This is a genomic window from Edwardsiella piscicida (assembly GCF_001896205.1).
GTDB lineage: Bacteria > Pseudomonadota > Gammaproteobacteria > Enterobacterales > Enterobacteriaceae > Edwardsiella > Edwardsiella piscicida.
The window spans coordinates 3285717-3302414 of record NZ_MPNU01000001.1 but is presented as its reverse complement, the minus strand read 5'-3'; the positions used below and the strand labels follow the sequence as shown (position 1 = coordinate 3302414).

The following is a 16698-nucleotide window of genomic DNA, read 5'->3' as shown; positions in this document are numbered from 1 at the left end:
CAAAGGAATTCATTATGAAGAAAAGCGTGATTTGGTTGGCATTACTGGCGGCATCCGTCAGCGGCCTGGCCCGGGCAGATGATGCCGCGATCCAGCAGTCCCTGAAGAAGCTGGGGATCCAGCAGGCGCAGATCCAGGCGTCGCCGGTGGCCGGTCTGAAGACGGTCTTCAGCGAGGGCGGCGTGCTGTATGTCACGGACGATGGTAAGCATATCCTGCAGGGGCCGATGTATGACGTCAGCGGCGCGGTGCCGGAAAACGTCACCAATCAGCTGCTGATGAAGCGCCTGGACGCGCTGGCGCCGGAGATGATTGTCTATAAGGCACCGAAGCAGAAGTATGTGATCACCGTCTTTACCGATATTACCTGCGGCTACTGCCATAAGCTGCACTCCCAGATTAAGGAGTACAACGATCTGGGGATCACCGTGCGCTACCTCGCCTTCCCGCGCCAGGGGCTGGACTCCAAGGCGGAGAAGGATATGCAGTCGATCTGGTGTATGGCGGATCGCCGCAAGGCCTTCGACGACGCTCTGAAGGGGGAGGCGATTTCACCGGCGACCTGTGATGTGAACATCAAGTCTCACTATGAGCTGGGCGTGCAGTTTGGCATTCAGGGGACGCCGGCGATCGTGCTGAGCAACGGGATGGTGATCCCTGGCTATCAGGGGCCGAAAGAGATGCTGGCGATGCTGGATGCCCAGGCGCAGATGAGCCAGAAGAAAGGTTAATGTTTTGACGATTAAGACACGGCTTTGCCGGCGAGAGGCGGCGGCGGAGTGTCAGCTGCCGGACGAGATACCGCCGCTGCTGCGCCGTCTGTACGGCAACCGCGGCGTGCGCAGCGCCGCCGAGCTGGAGCGCGGAGTGAAGGGGCTGCTGTCATATCAGCAGCTGAACGGTATTGAGCGGGCGGTGACGCTGCTGCAGGAGGCGCTGGCGCAGCGTCTGCGACTGGTGATCGTCGGTGATTTTGATGCGGACGGCGCGACCAGCACCGCGCTGTCGGTGCTGGCGTTGCGCGCCATGGGCTGCGATAGCGTGCAGTACCTGGTGCCCAACCGTTTTGAGGATGGCTATGGCCTGAGCCCAGAGGTGGTCGAACAGGCCGTCGCCATGGGGGCGGAGCTGATCATGACGGTGGATAACGGCGTGTCGTCGCACGCCGGGGTCGAGGCGGCCCACGCGCGCGGGATCCGCGTGCTGGTGACCGATCACCATCTGCCGGGAGAGACGCTGCCGGCGGCGGAGGCTATCGTCAACCCGAATCTGGCCGACTGCGATTTTCCCTCCAAGTCGCTGGCCGGCGTCGGCGTCGCCTTCTATCTGATGCTGGCGCTGCGCCGTCACCTGGTCGAGCAGGGCTGGTTTGAGCAACTGGGGCGCCCTGCGCCCAATCTGGCCGATCTGCTGGATCTGGTGGCGCTGGGCACCGTGGCGGACGTGGTCGCGCTGGATACCAACAACCGTATCCTGGTGCACCAGGGGCTGAGCCGTATTCGCGCCGGGCGCTGTCGTCCGGGGATCCGCGCGCTGCTGGAGGTGGCCAAGCGCGACGCCCTGCGCCTGACCGCCAGCGATCTCGGCTTTGCCCTGGGGCCGCGCCTCAACGCCGCCGGGCGGCTGGACGATATGTCGCTGGGGGTGGCGCTGCTGCTGAGCGACGATATGCCGCAGGCGCGTGCGCTGGCCTGTGATCTGGATACGCTAAACCAGACGCGCCGCGAGATAGAGCAGGGGATGCAGAGCGAGGCGCTGGCGATCTGCGCCGGGCTGGAGCGTACCCTGACGCAGCTGCCCTATGGGCTGGCGCTCTACCATCCCGAATGGCATCAGGGCGTCGTGGGGATCCTGGCTTCGCGCATCAAAGAGCGCTTTTACCGTCCGGTGATCGCCTTTGCTCCGGCCGGAGAGGGGCTGCTAAAGGGATCGGGGCGCTCGCTGCCGGGGCTGCACATGCGCGATGCGCTAGAGCGCCTGGACACCCAGCACCCGGGGCTGATGCAGAAATTTGGCGGCCATGCAATGGCGGCGGGGCTGACCATTGAGGCGACGCGCTTTGACGACTTCCGTCATCACTTTGATGAATTGGTGGGCGAATGGCTCGATCCGGCCCAGCTGGAAGGGGTAGTGTGGTCGGACGGGGCGCTGAGCAGCGATGAGCTGACGCTGCCGGTGGCGGAGCTGCTGCGCGACGGTGGGCCCTGGGGACAGGCGTTTCCGGAGCCGACCTTTGACGGTCAGTTTCGCATTCTGCAGCAGCGTCTGGTCGGGGAGCGCCACCTTAAGCTGATGCTGGAGCCGCTGGGCGGCGGCCCGCTGCTGGACGGCATTGCGTTTAATGTGGATACCGCCCTGTGGCCGGACGCCAGCGTGCGTGAGGTGGAGCTGGCCTATCGGCTGGACATCAATGAGTACCGTGGCAATCGCAGTGTACAGTTAATGATCCAACACCTCTGGCCGCGCTGAGGCAGGGTCAGCAAAATCATGTATTGTAGAGGGGTAACGAAAGTTACCCCTCTTGTTTATTAGCATAATTAATAACTGGGGCGCGCAGATTAGTAAATTCGTTGAACTTCCGCGTTAAGTGCCGGATTTTACAGCAACAGTGCAGGATCTCTGCGTAGGGTCTGCCATTTCTGCAAACGAGTTGCTATAGTCTGTAGGGGTAATGGGATGGGGATTTAAGTTATGCCTTTGCCAGCGTGTGGCGCGATATCCCGTTACTTTGCGTTTGTCCTTTTGGCCGGGGGGCCGTATGACGGCACCGTGTTTCCCGACCGTTGCACTTTTAAAGAAGATAACAATCTATGTTTGAAATTAATCCGGTAAAACACCGTATTCAGGACCTGTCTGCGCGGACAGATGTTCTGAGGGGGTATCTTTGACTACGATGCCAAGAAAGAGCGCCTGGAAGAAGTAAACGCCGAGCTGGAACAGCCGGATGTCTGGAATGAACCGGAGCGTGCGCAGGCACTGGGCAAAGAGCGCTCCTCCCTGGAAACCATCGTCAACACCATCGATGAAATGCACCAGGGGTTGGAGGATGTATCCGGATTACTGGAGCTGGCGGTAGAGGCCGACGACGAAGAGACCTTTAACGAGGCCGTTGCCGAACTCGATCTGCTGGACGTGAAGCTGGGGCAGTTGGAATTCCGCCGCATGTTCTCCGGCGAATACGACAGCGCCGACTGCTACCTGGATATTCAGGCCGGCTCCGGGGGAACCGAAGCGCAGGACTGGGCCAGCATGCTGCTGCGTATGTATCTGCGCTGGGCTGAATCCAAGGGCTTCAAAACCGAGATTATCGAAGAATCTGAGGGTGAAGTGGCCGGACTGAAGTCCGCCACCATCAAAATCAGCGGTGACTATGCCTACGGCTGGCTGCGTACTGAAACCGGCGTACATCGCCTGGTGCGCAAGAGTCCGTTTGACTCGGGCGGCCGCCGTCATACGTCGTTCAGCTCCGCCTTTGTTTATCCTGAAGTGGATGACGATATCGATATCGATATCAATCCGGCGGATCTGCGTATCGACGTTTACCGCGCCTCTGGCGCCGGTGGTCAGCACGTCAACAAGACGGAGTCCGCCGTGCGTATTACCCACATTCCGACCGGGCTGGTAACGCAGTGCCAGAACGACCGTTCTCAGCATAAGAACAAAGATCAGGCCATGAAGCAGATGAAAGCCAAGCTTTATGAACTTGAGATGCAAAAGAAAAATGCTGAGCGGCAGCAGATGGAAGATACCAAGTCCGATATCGGTTGGGGGAGTCAGATCCGTTCTTATGTGCTGGATGATTCCCGCATAAAAGATTTACGTACTAGCGTTGAGACACGTAATACACAGGCCGTGTTAGATGGCGACCTGGATAGGTTTATTGAGGCAAGTTTAAAAGCCGGGTTATGAGGAAACACTATGTCTGAACAACAGCAACAAGGCGCCGAACAGGCTCTGGACTTAAACAACGAAATGCAGACTCGCCGCGAAAAACTGGCGGCTCTGCGTAAGGAAGGCATCGCTTTCCCTAACGATTTCCGCCGCGACACCACCTCTGATAAGCTGCACAGCCTGTATGACGGTAAGAGCAAGGAAGAGTTGGAAGCGCTGAACGTTGAAGTTTCCGTTGCCGGGCGCATGATGACCCGCCGTATCATGGGTAAAGCCTCTTTCGTTACGCTGCAGGATATGGGTGGCCGTATTCAGCTGTATGTTGCCCGTGACGATCTGAAAGACGATGTTTACAGCGAACAGTTCAAGAAGTGGGACCTGGGTGACATCATCGGCGCACGCGGTACTCTGTTCCGTACTCAGACCGGCGAGCTGTCTATTCATTGCCACTCTATCCATCTGCTGACCAAGGCCCTGCGCCCGCTGCCGGACAAATTCCACGGTCTGTCTGACCAGGAAACCCGCTATCGCCAGCGCTATCTGGACCTGATCGCCAACGAATCTTCCCGCGAGACTTTCCGTACCCGCTCTAAGATCCTGGCCGCTATCCGCAACTTCATGGTCAACAAAGGCTTCATGGAAGTCGAAACCCCGATGATGCAGGTGATCCCGGGGGGCGCATCCGCCCGTCCGTTCATCACCCATCACAATGCGCTGGACATCGATATGTACCTGCGTATCGCGCCGGAGCTGTACCTGAAGCGTCTGGTGGTCGGTGGTTTCGAGCGCGTGTTCGAAATCAACCGTAACTTCCGTAACGAAGGCGTCTCTCCGCGTCATAACCCTGAGTTCACCATGATGGAACTCTATATGGCCTACGCGGACTACAAAGACCTGATCGTGCTGACCGAAGAGCTGTTCCGCACCATCAGCCAGGATGTTCTGGGCAGCAGCGTGGTGCAGTACGGCGATCAGACCTTCGATTTCGGCAAGCCGTTTATCAAGATGAGCATGAAAGAGGCCATCTGCCACTACCGTCCGGACATCGCCTCTGCCGATCTGGATGATATGGAGAAGGCCTGCAAGATCGCCGAGTCTCTGGGCATCAAGATCGAGAAAAGCTGGGGCCTGGGCCGCGTACAGTGCGAAATCTTTGATGAAACGGCAGAGAGCCAGCTGATTCAGCCGACCTTCATCACCGAATACCCGGCAGAGGTTTCTCCGCTGGCGCGCCGTAACGACGAGAACCCGTTCATCACCGACCGCTTTGAATTCTTCATCGGCGGCCGTGAAATCGGTAACGGCTTCTCCGAGCTGAACGACGCCGAAGATCAGGCAGAGCGTTTCCTGGATCAGGTGAAAGCCAAAGATGCTGGCGACGACGAAGCCATGTTCTACGACGAAGACTACGTGACCGCGCTGGAGCACGGCCTGCCGCCGACCGCCGGTCTGGGCGTGGGTATCGACCGTATGATGATGCTGTTCACCAACAGCCACACCATCCGTGACGTGATCCTGTTCCCGGCGATGCGTCCGCAGAAATAAGCCGGTCTTAATCGCTTATCCGCCCCGGCTATGCCGGGGCTTTTTTTTGCCATCGCGTTGCCGCTGACGCCGGTTTTCGCCGGTTACCAGCCATAGGCAATACCGGCCCCCACGACATTCCCCTCGGCGCTGTTCCACGCAGAGGCCAGACGAATGTCGGTGCGCGGCGTGATCTGGTACTGCGCCCCGACGGCCACCGCGTTGGCGTTCTGATAGTTGGCGACGCCAACCCCAACGCTAAAGGTCTGCCGGGTGGTATAGGGAATATCGGCCATCGCGGCGACGGAGGCGATGCCGCCGTTGCTCTCGTTATGCTGGTCGGTCATCTGCTGCTGCAGCCGGTTGACCCGTCCTTCTACCGCATGGCCGAATCGGTTAAGGCGCGCATTGGCTGCCTGCATATCGTTACGCTCTGTATTGCTTAAATTACGGCTATATCCCTGCAGCTGGCTGACGTTGACCGCATCCGTCGCCTGCGTGCCTGCGCTGAGGTTGGTGAGCTGGCGCGTGCTGCCGGGGGCGCCGATAGAGACGCTGTTGACGCGCGCGGTCTGGCTGTTGGCGCCGAGGGCGATGCTGTTCATATAGGATGCTTGGCTATCGTTGCCCAGCGCCATGCTGCTATACCCGGATGCCCGCCCGCTGACGCCGATGGCGGTGGAGTAGCTGGCGCTGGCCTGGGCATCGTCGCCCAGCGCTATCGCATTATCGGGCGTGGCACGCGCCCCATCGCCGAGCGCCGTGGAGTGCTGTCCTGCCAGGCTGGCGGCACCGGCGGCCAGCCCAGACTGTTGGCTGCGGCTTTCGTTACCGATGGCGACACTGTTGGCGCCGCCGGAGTAGGATTCGGCGCCGATGGCGGTAGCGGCATCGCCGCGGGTGCGACTGCTGGCGCCGAGCGCCGTATCATAGTTACCGTCCGCGCAGTTACTGTCGTTGCCCAAATGCACATCCAGAAGCCCGCGGTGGGCGGGCGCGACGCTGGGGAGTACCGGCGCTGGCGCCGCGACGGCGCCGTCGAACGGTGAGAGGGTCAAGAGAACGGCTGTAGAAATAATACCGATGCGGAATAGGGACATCGTAATATCCTCTTTTTTATCAATGATGGCTCAAGTATTAAAACTGTTAGATATTATGATGTTGTATTTGTAATCTGCCGTTTTCTTATGCAAATTGCGCTCTGTATTTTTAGATAAGCTCCCCCAGTGTCAGTTTTCGGTTGCAAAGGTTTTCTCTGACACATTTATTGGCTATTTCAGGTGATGAATTACGTTGTGATTACTGTTTCAGGTGATGTTTTAGGTCATGTTTCAATCATCATCCTCTCGTCCGCGTGCCGAGGGCATCGTGCGGCGGGGACAAAAAGGCAGAGCGTATACCGTGGAGAGGATGGGCGCGCGTGAAATGGCGAAGAAAGCGGCACATAGGCGGGCTTATAAGATATCTGCTGAAATATTCATCACTTAGCGCAGTTTTCTCTTGCTGCGGCGAGGGAAGTGACTATAATGGTTCACACATCGCGGGCGTAGTTCAATGGTAGAACGAGAGCTTCCCAAGCTCTATACGAGGGTTCGATTCCCTTCGCCCGCTCCAGATTTGCAAACCCTCGCCTCGGCGGGGGTTTTTGCTATTGGGGTTCCAGGCGCGCTCAATAACCGCCCCCGCTATAGTCCGCGGTTTTCAAGCGATAAAAAAAGGGACAGGCCGTCGCCTGTCCCATACCGTCAGAGCGGATCAGTTAAACCATCCGCTGGCCTTGTCTGCGGCGGCCTTGCCCGCATTCTCAATTCCGCTTCCCATCCGCTCCTTGAGGTGCTTATCGCCCTCGCTCTCGTTGCGAATGGCGTCGCCGACGGCGGATTTGTTGCTGATTTCAGCGCGCCGTTCAGCCGCATCCAGCTGCATCTGGTTTTTCTGCTCTTCATCAACCAGCTTGCTGCGGGCATGATTACGGGCTTTGGACAGCTCCAGCTCTGCGCGGCGAGCGTCCATCTCCATTTTCATGTTCTCCAGTTCCATCTGTCGCAGCTGATCTTGGTAGGACTGTTCGCGCTGCTTATCGGCTATCCGTTCCTGATGCGCCTCTCGCTGTGCGGCAAGCTGCTGCTGCTCTCGCTTGAGGCGGGCCTGCGCGGCGGCGCGCTGGCGCTGTGCGGCGATGGCCTGTTCATGGCGTAGATGGGCCTGGCGGGCGGCTTCTTCCTGCGCCTGCCTGCTGGCTTCCTCTCTCTCCCCCTGCTGTTCAGCGGCGGCAACCGCGTTTAGCTGGGATGAAAGCGGATTGGCGCAGGTCAGCGCCGGTATAGCCAGCAGCAGGGCGATTAATGGCTTGCGCATGGTAGACCCCGCTTATGACTTTTTCGGGCAGGCCGCGTTCGGCTGGATACGGGTTTCCCCTTGTTCCATCGAGATCACCAGTGCGATACCCGGCTGGAACTGACAGGTTTCGCCAACCTGAGTCGAGGTGTAGATCTTGCTGCCCTCTTTGTAGGTCAGGGAGACGCCGTGCACCAGGACCTTGTCTTTTACCAGTGAGCCCGCCGCAGCGCCGGTCGCGGCGCCGGCGGCACCACCGGCAACGGCGCCGGCCTTGGAACCATGCCCCAGGTTGTAGCCGCCGGCGGCGCCGGCAACGGTGCCCAGGATCGCGCCGACGGTCTGAGCCATCTCTTTGTTCTCTTTATTATCTACAGCAACCTTAGCAGGCAGAATAGAAATAATATTGACGGTTTTACTCTCCTGCTTCTGATTTAGCTGCGTCGGATTATAGACATCGGCGGCGTATTGGTCTGCATTATTCATACAGCCGGAAAGGAATAAAGAGGAGGTGACTGCCAGCAGTGCACAGGAAGTGTTAAATTTCATTTAATATACCATTCTCTGTCAAAAAACGCATGACGGCGCAAGACGCCGCGGCGGAATATCGTTACGCAAGAGTTCTCTCGCCGTCTGCGACGGTGAGTGAGAGGAAGAGGAGTTGGACAATCGAATTATTCTGCCAGTTTGATTATAAAAGCTGATGCATTTACATTCTAGGCGTTGATTATCGTCCCTGGTGCCCGCAAGGAACGATAGATTAATTTATAACTGATTGGATTTAACGCTTTTTATCTTCCGGAAGTGATTCTATGACCGATGCTTCATGCTGTAAACCCTGAGATTGGTGCATTGCGCTTTGGAAAACACTTAACATTTGACTTAGTGCACTATTGCTGACTATTGATTTGCGTTAATTCGCCGCGCTGAGGTAGGTAAGGTGTAATATATAAAAAGAGTTAATGTGTTTGTCGTGAATTTAGCAATATAGATAAACTGTTAGGTTATTTGATGATGGTCAAGCTGGAGGGTGCAATAGTATAAAAATTAGTTTAATGTTGGCTTGGTTTTCTCAGTTTATTACATGACTGTTGTGTGGTTTCTTCTATTATATTCCGTGTTGTTATTTTATGTTGTATAAATTAGCGTATTAAGCGTCATTACCGAGCGTCGCTCTGAGCCTTCGTTTGTTGGCCCGGCAGCGGATGTATATCAGGATATCGACTGCCGGGTAAACGATGCCGTGAGCGGTGTGACCTAACGGGTATACAGCGACGGCATACCTTCTGGGCGGGTCTTAAAGCGGCGGTGTAGCCAGAGGTACTGCTCCGGCGCACGCAGGATTTCGCGCTCGACGATGCGGTTCATGAAGGTGGCGGCCTGTACCATATCGTGCGCCGGGTAGCCTTCCAGCTCGGGCTCGATAATCAGCTGGTAGCCCTGAGCACCGGGTTTGCGGATCAGGACGGTGGTCAGTATCACGGCGTTGGATAGCCGGGCCAGGGTCGCGGTGCCGTTGGTGGTGGCGGCGCTGCTGACGGCAAAGAATGGCGCAAAGGAGCTGCCGCGCGGGCCGTAGTCCTGATCGGGGGCGAACCAGACCGCCTCGCCGCTTTTCAGCGCTCCGACGATCCCTTTTAGGTTTTTGCGATCCAGCATCTGCTTATTGCCGCGCGAGCGCCCGCGGGTCTGCAGGTACTCCAGCACCGGGTTGTTATGCGGGCGGTAGACCGCCATCATGGGGTTGCACAGTCCCATGACCCGTCCTCCGAGATCGAGCGACATAAAGTGGACGCCGACGACCAAGACCCCTTTTCCCTTCGCTCGCGCCGCCTGCATATGCTCCAGGCCGGAAACGTCAAACCAGCGGCGGATGCGGCGATCGGACCAAAACCAGGCGATGCCGAGCTCAAACAGAGAGATCCCCAGGGACTTAAAGTTTTCCCGGACGATGTGTTCGATCTGCGCCGGCGTTTTCTGTGGAAAGCATAGCGTCAGGTTTTGACGGGCGATGGAGGCGCGTCGGGCCATCAGTCGCATGGCGCACAGACCCAGAAAGCGTCCCAGGGCGCAGATCCAGCGGTAGGGCATCTGTACCAGCAGGTAGAGCAGGCCGATACCCAGCCATAGGCTAAAGTAGCGGGGATGCAGGAACGCCTGGCGGAAGTGAAACGGCTTTTTCATGGAAAACCTTATTTTTATCTATTGGACTGCGTATTCTTTTTATCGCGATAGCAGGATGGTGCTGCCATGACTTTTTTGATGTTATTTTTATCTGTGTCTTTGGGTGTTTTGATCTATTTAATTAATGTGAATTTATTTCCTATATATATTGACAGGTTTTATAACGTTTCTTTTGTATTATGCCTGTTTCCTGCCATGGCGACGCCGCGGGGGAGGGGGTCATGTCCGCTGGTCTCTGATTTTCAGATAAAACCGACTGTTAGCGGGTAAACGGCGCATCAGAGAAGAATGCCGGCGGGAAGATCCCGGGAGCGTAGGTCGAATAAATGCGAAATGTTTGCCCAATGGATGCAAACCAGCATCGCATTAACTCACGCACGGGGGGTTTTAGCAAGTTCTATTTTGTCAGGATAACGCGCTGGACGTAGAGGATTAGTCTGATAAATATTGTTGCGGCAGTGATATATAAAATATATTTACCGAGTGGGGCCTCAGGTTAAGCGTATCCGGGATGGCGAGGGGCGGCGTCGCCCCTCGCTTACCGACGGCGCGGACGTTAGCCGCGGTTGAGCGTGAGCACCAGCGGCTGCGCGGCGCGGGTGGTGACGCGCAGCAGGGTATTATCGCCCTGTCGGATCAGGCTGGCACCGTGGATCGGCTGCGCCAGCTGCCAGTGGCCTTTCAGCGTCAGCTGTGCGTGCTGGGGCGCCGGCTCACTGCTGCGCCAGGGGCGGGAGTAGATGCTCACCTCTTTCTGTTTACCGTCGGCGTCGCGCTGCTCGGGATCTTCCCCCTGATACAGCGCCAGGTCCGGGTTGACGATGCTCAGGCGCAGGGTGTCTTCGCGCGGCGCCAGCATGGCCATCAGCGGCGCGTCGGCGGCGAGCAGCAGACCGTCGCCCTGACGCTGGGCGGCGCGGAAGAAGGCGTAGCCCTCCTGTCCGCTGTTCTGGTCACGGACGGCGTGCAGCGTGTCGTCCTTTTGCAGAACCCGGTAAGCGGGTGCCTGGGTGCCGGGGTCATCGATGGCGATGGCATACTCATACCCCTGCTGCTGCGGTGCGCTGCCATGCAGCAGGCTGGCAACGGCAAACAGCCCCTGCGTCGGCGCATCGTTGCGATCGTCGAGAGAGTGCTGCTGGCGGTAGCTGACCCGCACCTGCTGACCCGCCGGCAGCCAGTAGCTGTTACCCGCCGGATCGACCAGATGGGCCGCGCCCTGCAGCGTCCGCAGGCTGTCCGGCTGATTGATTTGCTCTCCGTTGACGCCGATCGGCTGCTGCTGCGGAACGGCAAACTGGAACAGGGTGGTCTCCGTCGGGTGCTGGCGGTCGCTGTTGCTGATGCCGGAGCCCAGGGCGATCACGCGATTATCGAACAGGAAGTAAGATTTATTCGCGCGCAGACTCTCCTGCCCATACTTGCTGTGGCCGTGCAGCTTCATCGCAAACATGCTGTTGCCGTCCAGGGCGTTGGCGCCGACGTAGCTTTCCGTCGACAGCAGCATCTCTTCAATACCCGCCCCCGGCAGTTGGTTCAGCTGTGCCTTGAGCTGGGGATAGGGCAGGATCACCGTCGTGGTGCCCGGATAGCGGTTCCAGTCCCAGCCCGCGTGGCGGAATCCCTGTTGTGCCTTATCGGCCGGGATGATCTCCAGCTGGCCATACTGTAGGTAGCGGCCATAGCGGTTGTTCTTCTCATAGCTTTCGTTACCCACCAGATAGCGGCTGAAGCCGCGGGTGATGGCCAGCCAGGAGCGTCCGTCGTTCTGCTGCCCTGCGCGGCGCTGTATGGCCATTGCCGCATAGTTCATCGCCCAGGCGCCGCTGGGCTCGGCCTCGGCGGCGATCGCGGCGAACTGTGTCTCTCCGGCCAGGCGGGCATAGGCGGCGGCCAGCTCCGGATCGACCGACTGGCTGCCGTCCGGGGTGCCGGCCAGCGCCATCCACTTAAATGGCGCAATGGTAATGCTGTGCAGGCCGGTGGGGTGTCGACCGCTTAGGGTCAGCGGGATCTGGGTCTCTTTGGTGTAGATGCGCATTTTGAGCAGCACCTCTTTCAGCCGCTGGTGCGCGTCCGTCGGCAGGCGGAAAGGCGAACCGCTCATGGCGTAGACCGTCGGCGCCAGCCCGCCGAAGGCGTCTTTAGCGTAGGCCGGGTAGTGCTGAGAGTGATGGAAGATAGCGCCATCGGGCTTAAAGCCGCCGCCGACCCCCTTGGAGCTCAAGACGGTTTTCGCCAGCCACTGGCGGGTCTGGGCCAGCAGCGCGTCGCGCTGGGCGGGATCCGGCAGCATCAGAATGCTCTTCACCATCCACTGCAGTTGGGTGTTGAGGATGTCCACATTGGCATCCACAATGTCGGCCTCAGGCTCAAAGATGCGCCCGGTGGCGTTGTACCACATCATGGCCTGCTGCGTCGGCGCCAACAGGTGGTGCTGGGCCAGCAGGTTGCGCTGAATAAACCAGGCGTCGAACAGCTCTCGGGTCTGATAGCCGACGTGGGTGATGATCTGGTAGCCGCTGCCGCGGGCGAAGCCCTGATCGAGCACATAGCGGGTGGTATCCAGGAACTGGCGCTGCAGCGCGTCGCGCTGCTGTGCCGTCAGGCTGTCGCTGCGCAGGTAGCGCGCGCTTTGCAGCAGCGTTTTGCCGACGTCGCGAATGGGATTTCCCGCGGTGAGGGCATCGACGGTCTGCGGGGTGAAGACCCCCTTCACCTTCATAAAGTGTTGACGGTTTGGGTGGTCGAGCGGCGTTCCGCCGAGGGTGCCGTCCGCCAGCGTACGGATGCCCAGGCGGCGGTAGGCCTCAAGGTTCTGTTCGACCTGTTCGGGGGTGACGCGGCTGTCGCTGCGGATCCCCTGGTAGTCGTCGAAGCGACGGTACAGCGAGGCGCTTGGGCCGCTGCTGTCGCTGAAGGCGACATCGAAGTTCAGGGTGGGGAAGCGCTGACGCAGCATCTCGTCATACATCAGCAGCGCACTCCAGTTTTTGCTGACCATGTCGTTGACCGCGCGATTGGCAAACGGCGTCGTGTAGTCGGGGAGCGGCCAGCGGTTATCCACCGGTACCGCCGGCATCAGCTGATCAAAATAGAGCGTGCCGGCCTGCGCCGGCGCGGTGATGGTCAGACGGTCCATCGAGGCGCTCGGCGTGCCCTGCATATCGCGGTAGGGAACGGCGATGCCACGCCAGCCCTGAAAGTTGAGGCTGGCCTGAAAGTGGGCGTCGCTGCGTTCGCCTTGGCCAAAGCGGAAGGTGAGCGCATCGTTCACGGGCCGCGCGTTGTACACCCAGACCATAAAGGTCAGCGGGGTCGCGCTGTCGGCGGCGTCGCGGTAGCGGATCGGGGTCTTCACGGTCAGGGTGGCGCCGGGCTGATAGTGCCACTGCAGCGCATGCTGTCCATCTTTGGCGCGCAGATCGCTGATGCGTAGCGTGGCATTATGGGTGGAGATCGACGTCGGCAGCGTCTGTTCAAACAGGTAGACGTGGCCGGCGCCCGGCTCCTGGCTGACCGAGGGCAGGGCGGCGTAAAGGGGAGCCGACAGACAGGTCAGCAGCCCCAGCGTGAGGGTATTGATGCCGTGATGGTTGTGCATGGGCAGGTATCCCGTAATCAAACGTGGGCGGAGCGGACGGGAAGCCCCGTCCGCGATCCGGTTAAGGCATTTTTTTCAGCGCAATCTGCTGTGGAATGCCGAAGTCGATGCTGAACCGCAGGCGGGTTTCGTCGCCGCGCGCGGCGCAGGCGATCCCGTCGACCGGGGCGGCAGGCTGCCAGCGTCCCCGCAGGGTGACCTCGATGGTGACCGGCTTAGCCGCCTTCTGGCGCGTCATGTTCAGATCCGGCGTCACGGCGCTGAGCACCAGGCCGCCGTCCTGTGGTCGGGTCATCACGATGGCCGGGCGGTTGACGCCGATCACCGGGCCCTCCTTCAGGGTTGGCGTCCGGTAAAAGACATAGCCGGTGACCTGGCTGGCGTTGTCGCGGATCACGTGTACGCCGTCTTGGCTACGGAGGACCGTGAAGGGGGCATTCCCCTGCTTCAGCTGCTGAGCCAGATCGCGCATGCGCTGCGGCGTGGCGTCGAGCACCACCAGATACTGATAGGCGCCGTTCTTGACCGCCGTACCGTGATTGAGCCAAGCGACGCTGAACTCCCCCTCTGTCGGGGCCATGTTCTTATTGTCGGCGGAGCGCTGCAGCTGGCGGCGTACCTCTGCCGTCGGCCCCTGCACCAGCAGGTAGCCGTTGCCATCGGCGTCGATCAGCCAGTCGCCGTTCTGCAGGCTGCCCTGCCAGGCGGCCGCGTCGATGCGCTGACCGTTGACCCAGATGGCGCTGTCGCGTCCCGGTGAGTTGGCCAGTTGGAACAGGGTGGTCTCCAGCGCATGTTTACCATCGCTGCTGTTCAGATCGCTGCCGACCATGATCAGTCGGTCATCGACGGCCAGGACGCTCTTCAGGGCGCTCAGCCCCTGGTCAAAGCTGGGCTGCTCCCGGGACGGGCGCAGATCGAAGGCCAGCATGCCGTAGCGATTATCCAGCGATGAGGTGCCGCTGAAGGGATGTTCGCCGCGCAGCATCAGCGTGTGACGATTCGGGCTGTTGAGTGCCTCCAGCGGCAGGTGTAGCGTGGTGGCGCCCGGCATGCGGTTCCAGTCCCATCCCGCTTGGCGGTAGCCCTGCTCCTCCTGGGGGCCGTGAGAGACGATCTGGACGACGCCGTGGCTCTGGTAGCGGCCATAGCGGTTGTCCTTAAGATAGATCTCAGAGGACCAGACGTTGCTGTTAAACGCCTTCAGGGTCACCATCTTGTCGCGCCAGCGATGAATGCCGAAGGCGCCGCCGTTGAAGGCATAGAACCCCTGCGGCAGCGCCGCCGGTTGAAGCGATTCGCCGAACAGGGTCTTCGCATCCGCCGCCGTTTTATTCGCCAGGCGTAGGTAGATGGCGGCCAGGGTGGCGTCAGGCCGTTTGCCATAGGACATGGCCAGCCAGTAGTAGGCGTTGGTCAGACTCTCCAGCGAGGGGGAGTTAAACGGATGGCGTCCGGCCAGCGAAATACCGGTCTGCGGGTTGCTGTAGATCCAGGCGGCCACCATGGCCTGTTTGAGCTTGTCCAGGCCGTCCTGCTGCAGGGCGAAGGGGGTGCCGCGCAGCAGATAGGCCAGCTGGGCCGCATTCTTGAACGCCGGGAAGGAGTAGCCCGGGTAGTTCCCCTCGTGGCGCCAGGCGGTGCCGTCGGGACGCAGACCGTCATTGCTGCCCGGCGGCGTTTGCGCCAGTGCGGCGCTGATATAGTGGCTGAAGCTGTTCAGCAGATCGATGCGCTGCTGGGGATTGGGCTCCAGCAGTAGCAGGGCCAGATGCTGACGCGACAGGGTATTGAAGTAGTCCAGGTTGCTGCTCTCGGGCCCGACCTTCATGTCGAAGCTGGCCTTAAATTCGCGTGAGTACCACAGCAGGGCGTCGTAGACCGGCTGCGTTAGCTTGGCCTGATCCAGCACCGGGCTCATCAGCAGCGCCGAGATGTACCACCAGCGGGCGCTGTAGCCCCAGTGGTGGGTGGTGACCAGACCGCTGCCCTGGGCGAAGCCCTGGTCGAGCAGGTGGCGGGTCATCAGCAGATACATATCGGCCAGCTGGCGCTGCACGGCAGGATCGTGGCTTTGACGATAGGCGTGGCTGATATTGAACATCAGCGTGGTGTAGTCACCCAGGATGACATAGCGATCGAACTTGGCCTTATCCTGCGCGCTCAGGTGCTCCGGCTGGTAAAGGATCTTCTGCTTATCGGTGATCAGGTGACGGCCGCTAAGGGTGCCGTCGGCGGCCTGATGGATCTGCAGGGCGTCGAAGGCGGCGCGCAGTTTGCTCAGATCCGCTTCGGCTTTCAGGGTGCTGTCCTGCGGGCCGTTGACGAATTCGTCGATCAGGCGCTGGCGGATCAGCTCGACGCCGGCCTGGTTGGCGGGCGTCATCGCCAGCGTCGGCGTGGCGCGATGGAACTGGATCTCCGGCTCGGTATAGCGGGTTTTGACGTGGTAATCGGACCATTGATAGCGCGCGTCATCCACCGAGATCATCACCCGGTCAATGAACAGGCGGCCAGATTTCTCCCCGCTGGGGGCGCGCAGACGAAGGGTGTCGATACGATCGCCGAGGGTGCGGCCTACGCTGGGCTCCGCCGCGTCCTCGTCGCTGCGGACGCCGGCGCCGCTCATCTCCCGGTTGGCCAGATCGTTGTTCAGCGAGACGCCGACGGCGCGCCAGCCGCGGAAGTTCAGCTTGACCTGGGTACCGGCGTCGGCCTCATTGGTGCCATTCAGGCCATTGCCGAGATCGACGGTCAGGACATCATCGATGGGATGCTCGTTATAGATCCAGAAGGAGAGCACCGGCGTGGCGGCCCGTCCCCAGATCTTGGAGACCTGGGCATCCGTTGGAATATTCATGGCGTGGCGCAGCAGCAGGCTGCCGCCGCGCTGCCAGTCCCAGACCAGCGCCCGTTCCCCCATGATGGCGCGCTTATCGCTCAGGGCGACGCGCGAGCCGGGCGTGGTGGTGATGTCGCGGAGATCTTCCGGCTGATCAAAGCTGTAGATCTGCGAGCGCATCATTTCGGCGCGATCGCGGGCGTTGGCGTCCGGGGCCGCCGTGGCCGCCGCGTTGAGAAGCAGGGCGGCGATAGCGGCCGCTAGCAGGGTGCGATGCATGGATAACATGGTAGATTCCCTTTCCCAAGTGCGCCGA

At 60.0% G+C, this 16698-nt stretch carries 10 protein-coding genes and 1 tRNA gene; 5 read left to right on the top strand and 6 right to left on the bottom strand.

What is annotated here, in order from left to right:
• Nucleotides 1-14 precede the first annotated feature (14 nt).
• From dsbC to lysS, 4 genes are all read left to right on the top strand, one after another.
• Nucleotides 15-731, top strand: a complete 717-nt coding sequence (dsbC, locus tag BRD58_RS15235; protein WP_015462274.1) for a bifunctional protein-disulfide isomerase/oxidoreductase DsbC — start codon at nt 15-17, stop codon at nt 729-731.
• Nucleotides 732-735: 4 nt separating this feature from the next.
• Complete coding sequence (recJ, locus tag BRD58_RS15230) at nt 736-2469, top strand: single-stranded-DNA-specific exonuclease RecJ (RefSeq protein ID WP_069579299.1); 1734 nt, start codon at nt 736-738, stop codon at nt 2467-2469.
• A 341-nt stretch (nt 2470-2810) separates the two neighbouring features.
• Nucleotides 2811-3909, top strand: a protein-coding gene (gene prfB, locus BRD58_RS15225; RefSeq protein WP_107775223.1) for a peptide chain release factor 2 whose coding sequence is annotated in 2 segments (ribosomal slippage) — nt 2811-2885 and nt 2887-3909 — 1098 coding nt in all. Because the reading frame shifts where the segments join, the coding sequence is not laid out codon by codon here.
• Between the two features lie 9 nt (nt 3910-3918).
• On the top strand, nt 3919-5436 hold the full coding sequence (gene lysS / locus BRD58_RS15220; RefSeq protein WP_012849747.1) for a lysine--tRNA ligase: 1518 nt from the start codon (nt 3919-3921) through the stop codon (nt 5434-5436).
• An 83-nt stretch (nt 5437-5519) separates the two neighbouring features.
• Here the strand turns inward: lysS and BRD58_RS15215 are convergent, their stop codons facing one another.
• A complete protein-coding gene (locus BRD58_RS15215; RefSeq protein WP_073383548.1) occupies nt 5520-6515 on the bottom strand; it encodes a YadA-like family protein in 996 nt (331 codons plus the stop codon).
• 440 nt (nt 6516-6955) lie between these two features.
• On the opposite strand from BRD58_RS15215, the gene BRD58_RS15210 reads away from it, so the two are divergent.
• Nucleotides 6956-7029, top strand: a tRNA-Gly gene (locus BRD58_RS15210).
• A 141-nt stretch (nt 7030-7170) separates the two neighbouring features.
• Here BRD58_RS15210 and BRD58_RS15205 read toward each other — a convergent pair.
• The 5 genes from BRD58_RS15205 to BRD58_RS15185 form a co-directional block, all read right to left on the bottom strand.
• Nucleotides 7171-7773, bottom strand: a complete 603-nt coding sequence (locus tag BRD58_RS15205) for a DUF5384 family protein (protein ID WP_015462269.1) — start codon at nt 7771-7773, stop codon at nt 7171-7173.
• A gap of 12 nt (nt 7774-7785) precedes the next feature.
• Entirely contained in the window at nt 7786-8301 is a 516-nt protein-coding gene (locus BRD58_RS15200; protein WP_012849744.1) for a hypothetical protein, read from the bottom strand.
• Nucleotides 8302-9009: 708 nt separating this feature from the next.
• Nucleotides 9010-9936 carry an LpxL/LpxP family Kdo(2)-lipid IV(A) lauroyl/palmitoleoyl acyltransferase gene (gene lpxL, locus BRD58_RS15195; RefSeq protein WP_012849743.1) on the bottom strand — a complete coding sequence of 309 codons (927 nt, stop codon included), beginning with the start codon at nt 9934-9936 and terminating at the stop codon, nt 9010-9012.
• A gap of 556 nt (nt 9937-10492) precedes the next feature.
• Complete coding sequence (locus BRD58_RS15190; protein WP_073383543.1) at nt 10493-13540, bottom strand: chondroitinase family polysaccharide lyase; 3048 nt, start codon at nt 13538-13540, stop codon at nt 10493-10495.
• 61 nt (nt 13541-13601) lie between these two features.
• A complete protein-coding gene (locus BRD58_RS15185) occupies nt 13602-16670 on the bottom strand; it encodes a chondroitinase family polysaccharide lyase (protein WP_012849740.1) in 3069 nt (1022 codons plus the stop codon).
• Nucleotides 16671-16698 lie beyond the last annotated feature (28 nt).

Excerpts from the sequence above, each read along its gene's own strand:
- BRD58_RS15200 (WP_012849744.1), bottom strand. The coding sequence starts at position 8,301 with ATGAAATTTAACACTTCCTGTGCACTGCTGGCAGTCACCTCCTCTTTA.
- BRD58_RS15205 (WP_015462269.1), bottom strand. The coding sequence starts at position 7,773 with ATGCGCAAGCCATTAATCGCCCTGCTGCTGGCTATACCGGCGCTGACC.
- dsbC (WP_015462274.1), top strand. The coding sequence starts at position 15 with ATGAAGAAAAGCGTGATTTGGTTGGCATTACTGGCGGCATCCGTCAGC.
- BRD58_RS15185 (WP_012849740.1), bottom strand. The coding sequence starts at position 16,670 with ATGTTATCCATGCATCGCACCCTGCTAGCGGCCGCTATCGCCGCCCTG.
- lysS (WP_012849747.1), top strand. The coding sequence starts at position 3,919 with ATGTCTGAACAACAGCAACAAGGCGCCGAACAGGCTCTGGACTTAAAC.
- BRD58_RS15190 (WP_073383543.1), bottom strand. The coding sequence starts at position 13,540 with ATGCACAACCATCACGGCATCAATACCCTCACGCTGGGGCTGCTGACC.
- lpxL (WP_012849743.1), bottom strand. The coding sequence starts at position 9,936 with ATGAAAAAGCCGTTTCACTTCCGCCAGGCGTTCCTGCATCCCCGCTAC.
- BRD58_RS15215 (WP_073383548.1), bottom strand. The coding sequence starts at position 6,515 with ATGTCCCTATTCCGCATCGGTATTATTTCTACAGCCGTTCTCTTGACC.